This is a genomic window from Streptococcus pseudopneumoniae (assembly GCF_001074975.1).
Lineage (GTDB): Bacteria > Bacillota > Bacilli > Lactobacillales > Streptococcaceae > Streptococcus > Streptococcus pseudopneumoniae_D.
The window spans coordinates 1-6118 of the sequence record NZ_JUUO01000107.1 but is presented as its reverse complement, the minus strand read 5'-3'; the positions used below and the strand labels follow the sequence as shown (position 1 = coordinate 6118).

At 39.0% G+C, this 6118-nt stretch carries 5 protein-coding genes; all 5 read left to right on the top strand.

What is annotated here, in order from left to right; translation table 11 throughout:
- Positions 1 to 159 precede the first annotated feature (159 nt).
- Positions 160 to 1095 (top strand): HPr(Ser) kinase/phosphatase, encoded by a 936-nt coding sequence (gene hprK, locus ADI86_RS06115; protein ID WP_049532202.1) that lies wholly within the window; start codon positions 160 to 162, stop codon positions 1093 to 1095.
- Positions 1088 to 1876: a prolipoprotein diacylglyceryl transferase gene (lgt, locus tag ADI86_RS06110; RefSeq protein WP_049532201.1), complete on the top strand. Its 789-nt coding sequence runs from the start codon at positions 1088 to 1090 to the stop codon at positions 1874 to 1876. The genes hprK and lgt overlap by 8 nt, the downstream gene beginning before the upstream one ends.
- Positions 1877 to 2260, top strand: a complete 384-nt coding sequence (locus ADI86_RS06105) for a DUF948 domain-containing protein (protein ID WP_049532200.1) — start codon at positions 1877 to 1879, stop codon at positions 2258 to 2260.
- 15 nt (positions 2261 to 2275) lie between these two features.
- Positions 2276 to 2650 (top strand): YtxH domain-containing protein, encoded by a 375-nt coding sequence (locus ADI86_RS06100; RefSeq protein WP_049532199.1) that lies wholly within the window; start codon positions 2276 to 2278, stop codon positions 2648 to 2650.
- A 467-nt stretch (positions 2651 to 3117) separates the two neighbouring features.
- Positions 3118 to 6118, top strand: a 3001-nt coding sequence (locus tag ADI86_RS06095; protein WP_049532198.1) for a YSIRK-type signal peptide-containing protein, incomplete at its 3' end; no start/stop codon positions are given.

Sequence of the window (6118 nt, the reverse complement as noted above, 5' to 3'; positions counted from 1 at the left end):
TACAACAAAGTAGGCTCCATAATATCCATAGGGGATTTACCCACTACAAATATTATAGAGCCTTTCTTTTAAATAAATACTCCAAAGCCTGCAAAAATCTGAAATATCCTCCTACAATTTGATATAATAGAGAGAAGAACTCATTTGAAGGAGGAAATGATGTCGGTTTTAGTAAAAGAAGTGATTGAAAAGCTTAGACTAGACATTGTCTATGGCGAACCAGAATTACTTGAAAAGGAAATCAATACCGCGGACATTACGCGACCTGGTCTTGAAATGACGGGCTATTTTGACTACTACACGCCAGAGCGAATCCAACTCTTGGGGATGAAGGAGTGGTCCTATCTGGTAAGCATGCCTTCTAACAGTCGTTATGAAGTTTTGAAAAAAATGTTTCTACCTGAGACACCTGCGGTTATTGTTTCCCGTGGTTTGGTGGTTCCAGGGGAGATGTTAAAGGCTGCTAGAGAATGTAAGATTGCCATTTTAACCAGCCGTACGGCGACCAGTCGTTTGTCTGGAGAATTATCTAGTTATCTGGATTCACGTTTGGCAGAACGTACCAGTGTGCACGGTGTCTTGATGGATATCTATGGTATGGGTGTCTTGATTCAAGGCGATAGTGGTATCGGTAAGAGTGAAACAGGTCTTGAGCTTGTCAAGCGTGGTCACCGCTTGGTGGCTGATGACCGTGTCGATATTTTTGCCAAGGATGAGATTACTCTTTGGGGTGAACCAGCTGAAATCTTGAAACACTTGATTGAAATTCGTGGAGTTGGGATTATCGATGTTATGAGCCTCTACGGTGCGAGTGCTGTCAAGGACTCTTCACAAGTCCAGCTTGCTGTCTACTTGGAAAACTATGATACGCATAAGACCTTTGATCGTCTAGGAAACAATGCTGAGGAAATAGAAATTTCTGGTGTAGCCATTCCTCGTATCCGCATCCCAGTGAAAACAGGGCGTAATATCTCTGTTGTGATTGAGGCAGCTGCCATGAATTATCGTGCCAAGGAAATGGGCTTTGATGCGACGCGTTTGTTCGAAGAACGTTTGACAAATCTCATTGCTCAAAACGAGGTGCCTAATGCTTGATCCAATTGCTATTCATCTAGGCCCTCTAGCCATTCGTTGGTATGCCTTGTGTATTGTGACAGGTTTGATTCTGGCGGTTTATTTGACCATGAAAGAAGCGCCTAGAAAGAAGATCATCCCAGACGATATTTTAGATTTTATCTTGATAGCCTTTCCCTTGGCTATTTTAGGGGCTCGTCTCTACTACGTTATTTTCCGTTTTGATTACTATAGTCAGAATTTGGGAGAAATTTTTGCCATTTGGAATGGTGGTTTGGCTATTTATGGTGGTTTGATTACTGGGGCCCTTGTACTCTATATCTTTGCTGATCGTAAACTTATCAATACTTGGGATTTTCTAGATATTGCAGCGCCTAGCGTCATGATTGCCCAAAGTCTGGGACGCTGGGGCAATTTCTTTAACCAAGAAGCTTATGGTGCAGCAGTGGATAATCTGGATTATCTACCTGCCTTTATCCGTGACCAGATGTATATTGAGGGGAGCTACCGTCAACCGACTTTTCTTTATGAGTCTCTTTGGAATCTGCTTGGCTTTGCCTTGATTCTGATATTCAGACGAAAATGGAAGAGCCTTAGACGAGGCCATATCACTGCTTTCTATTTGATTTGGTATGGTTTCGGTCGTATGGTTATCGAAGGCATGCGGACAGATAGTCTTATGTTCTTTGGCCTTCGAGTGTCTCAATGGCTATCAGTTGTCCTTATCGGACTCGGTATTTTTATCATTCTATATCAAAATCGAAAGAAGGCCCCTTACTATGTTACAGAGGAGGAAAATTAAATGTTAGAAGTTGCATATATTCTTGTAGCCCTTGCCTTGATTGTATTTTTAGTCTATCTAATCATTACTGTACAAAAGCTTGGACGTGTTATCGATGAAACAGAGAAGACGATTAAAACCTTGACTTCAGATGTGGATGTGACCTTGCATCATACCAATGAATTGCTGGCTAAGGTCAATGTCTTGGCAGATGATATCAATGTCAAGGTAGCAACAATTGATCCACTCTTTAATGCTGTTGCAGATTTGTCTCTATCTGTTTCAGATCTCAATGACCATGCGCGTGTCTTGAGTAAGAAAGCTTCATCAGCTGGTTCAAAAACACTCAAGACTGGTGCAGGTCTGTCAGCTCTACGTGTCGCAAGTAAATTTTTCAAAAAATAAAAAAGGAGAATCCTTATGGGTAAACTATCCTCAATCCTTTTAGGAACCGTTTCAGGTGCAGCTCTTGCCTTGTTTTTAACAAGTGACAAGGGCAAACAAGTTTGCAATCAAGCTCAAGATTTTCTGGATGATTTGAGAGAAGATCCTGAGTATGCCAAGGAGCAGGTCTGTGAAAAACTGACAGAAGTTAAGGAGCAGGCTACGGATTTTGTTCTGAAAACCAAAGAACAGGTTGAGTCAGGTGAAATCACTGTGGACAGTGTACTTGCTCAAGCCAAATCATGTGCTCGTCAAGCGACAGAAGCATCTAAAGAGACCTTGAACAGTTTCAAAGAACAACTGGAAGAACAAGAAGGTCAAGAAATCGTCATCGAGATTCAAGAAGATTAAAATCAGCCTACCGTTTCTTGGTTTTTATAAAATCAAGAAATGGTTATTTTTTTCCTATAATAAACTCTTTGTGATATAATGGCAGTATAGAGCGTGCAATATTTTGATTTCTTCCATAATGTAGTAAAATTTTAACAGCAGGTTATTAATTGTCATACGGATGGGGAAATGGACCTAGATGATAAAAGAGAAAAAGGTAACCTTGGTTCTTTTTTTACAAAGTTGTTTGGTGGTCTAAAATAAGTGGTTCTGTCCGTAACCTAAATAACCCGCCTGATTAATAAGGGGACTGGGTTTAGGTATTACAAGAAATAGTTATTTAAAAATTGAAAGGATTTAAAATGTGATGTATTAAAATATAGTAAAGTTCCTAAAGTTTATGAGAAAAAAATTATGATTTTGTTAACAGAAAATGTTAGCGTTTTCTATATTGTGTATAAAAAATAGTTAGAAAGAAAGTTTGTAAAATGAAAGATATTTTTAATAAACGTCAACGTTTTTCGATTCGAAAGTTTTCTGTTGGAGTGGCATCTGTTTTAATAGGAGTTGCCTTGTTTGCACCATCCCAGGGAGTGCTAGCTTCTACGGAAAATAATTTGGCAACAGAGATAGGGGCTAATTCTGAAAGGGAGAATTCTACCCCTACTGTGGAGAACAAAGAAGAGAATCAAAATTCACCAGAGAATCAAGGTGATATCTCTAGTCCAGCTCCAAAAGATACTCCAATAGGATCTACAAGGACTACAGAACTCGAGACATCTGGGGATAAAGAAAATAATAGCTTGACCACAAGGGCTTTCGTGGCGGGTGAAGACAGATCAAGCACTCCAGCGGTGAGAGCAGCATCCAATCCTTCCGATATTAAAAAATATGAATTGACTGAGGAAGATGCTCAAAAAATCAAAGCAGGAATAATCGGTTCAGAAGGTGATAAGCTTGACAGTTTGTTATTAAACGGCCCTACGTTAAGTCCAGAAGCTTATACAGATGAAGATTACTTGAAGGATAAAGAAGAACTTTATATTTATGAAAAGGACGGGAAAAAGTATGTAGGCTATAACAGTCATCCGTTATTAGAAGATACTGATGGTGATGGTATTATTGACAGTAAAGAAAAACCAGATGAAAAATTAAAATGGAATGTCAGTGAACGTGATATGATTATGTTCATGGAATTGTCCTACCGTGACGATAAGTATATTGACAGAGTACTGGATCATAAGAAACCCTTAACAGAAGCAGAGTTATACAAAAAGAAAGGCGAAAATAAACCACGCTATGAATATATGATGATGAATAGGGAATTAGCTCCTTATTGGAAAAGAAAGAAAAGTTATCATACCTCCAGCGGACTAGATGCAGTGTTATTTGAAACAAAGAGTGATTTTCCGTTTTTACCAAATGGGACTGCTCAAGTATTAGCGTTTCGAGGAACAAGTGATACCAAAGATATTGTGGCTGATGGAGTACTTGGAACAGGTAGCAATCCTCAGCAAGGGATAGATGCAGAAAATATCATGCGTGAGCTAGCTAAGGATAAGAGTATCACCAATCTTTATCTAACTGGACATTCTCTGGGAGGATATTTGGTTCAGCGTGCCATGGTTGAGGCCTACGAATTAGCATATTCTAATAACAGAGGTATATCTCCTGAAGAAAAATTAAATTATAAAAACTTTTATGAAAATATATTAAAAAAAGGGACGACATTTAATGCTCCAAAAGTGAGGACTGGTCTTCTCTCATCATCTGCGTTTTGGCAAAAAGGTTTAGATAGTAAAAAAATAGCTCAGTCTGGGAAAATGACACATTATATAGTTAATAACGATTCTACTATAGGAAAAAGTGTCAGTAATGATAGTGATGTTGTTATAAATGTTGGGGATACAAAAGGAGGGCATAGTTCACGTTCTTATTTTGAAAATGATATGATTAATAGACGACCAGAGTTTATTTCTGGGAAACGAATTTCCTTAGATGGGATAGGTTTTCAAAATCCTAAGATTACTACAGCCAAGTCTTTAGAAAAAGTTGGAGAAACTGTTGTATATAGCAAACTCGGAAATGACATCATTAAGTCAACAACTGTGAGTATGAAAGATCCTGATACAGGACAGATTACTAAAAATACACTTGATGAAGTGTTTAAGAAAGATGGTGCGAAGGACAAAGTAGAAACAACCGAAATCCCATCACCTAAGAAATACGTAAAAGATAATACACGCGAAAAAGGACAAGCTAATGTTGAAGTACCTGGTAAAACCGGAGAACAGACGGTAACAACAACTTATAGTGTAAATCCTAACACTGGAGATCTGATTGAACATGTAGGACAACCAGTAGTTAAGCAACCGGCAATAGAAACAGTTGTCAAAGTCGCAGCCAAGGATGAAGTAGAATACATTAAAAAAGGAGACGACGTTGTTAAGAAGACAACAAGTTACACAGTAAACTCAAAAACTGGCAGTCTTACTTCGACTGATAAGGAAGAAGTAGTCAATAAAGGTGGCGCGAAGGATTTAGTTGAATATACTTCAGTTGAACCCAAACCAGTTTATTTAAAAGATGAGAACAGTCCAAAAGGTACTGATACCGTTCAATTTCCAGGGAGACCAGGAAAATCTAAAGTCACCACAACCTATAGCGTAAATCCAGTAAATGGAACCCTAACTCCATCAAAAGGCAAACCACAAGTCGTATTTGTACCAACAGCTAAAGTTGTAAAAGTGGGGGCCAAGGATAAAGTAGTAGAAACCCCGATTGAACCAGAAGTTGAGTATGTTAGAGATGGTGAACGAGAAGTTGACACACCTAATGAACGCGTTGAAGGAGCTAAAGGTAAAACAGTTACAACAACCACTTACGATGTAGATTCAAACGACGGTCATATCACAGAACACGTTGGTAATCCAGTCGTCACCCCAGCAGGTAAGACAATCGTTAAAGTTGGTGCGAAAACTAAGGTTGAACAAWCTAAAGATTCTGAAGGTCGCGATGTGATTGATACCACTACCTATGAAGTTGATTCAAAAACAGGTAAGGTAACTCCAACAACGGTTCGAACTTATGGGAAAACGAAAGCACCAACAGTTGCGAAGAGAGTAGTACCGTCCCCAGTAGTTTATGAAAAAGATGGTACGAAAGAAAAAGGTACAGCCCCAACTACTGTTAAAGGTGAAGATGGTGAAGACACTATCACAACAACTTACACTGTGGACGCTAATACTGGAAAGATTACAGCAAGTGAAGGTAAACCAGTTCGTACGAAAGAACCAACAGCAACAATTGTCAAAGTCGCAGCGAAGGATAGAGTAGAAACAACCGAAATCCCATCACCTAAGAAATATGTAAAAGATGATACACGCGACAAAGGTCAACCAAATGTGGAAGAAGCAGGACAAGTAGGTTCACGCACTATCACAACAACATATAGTGTTGATCCTACTACAGGCGCTATTACAGAAACAG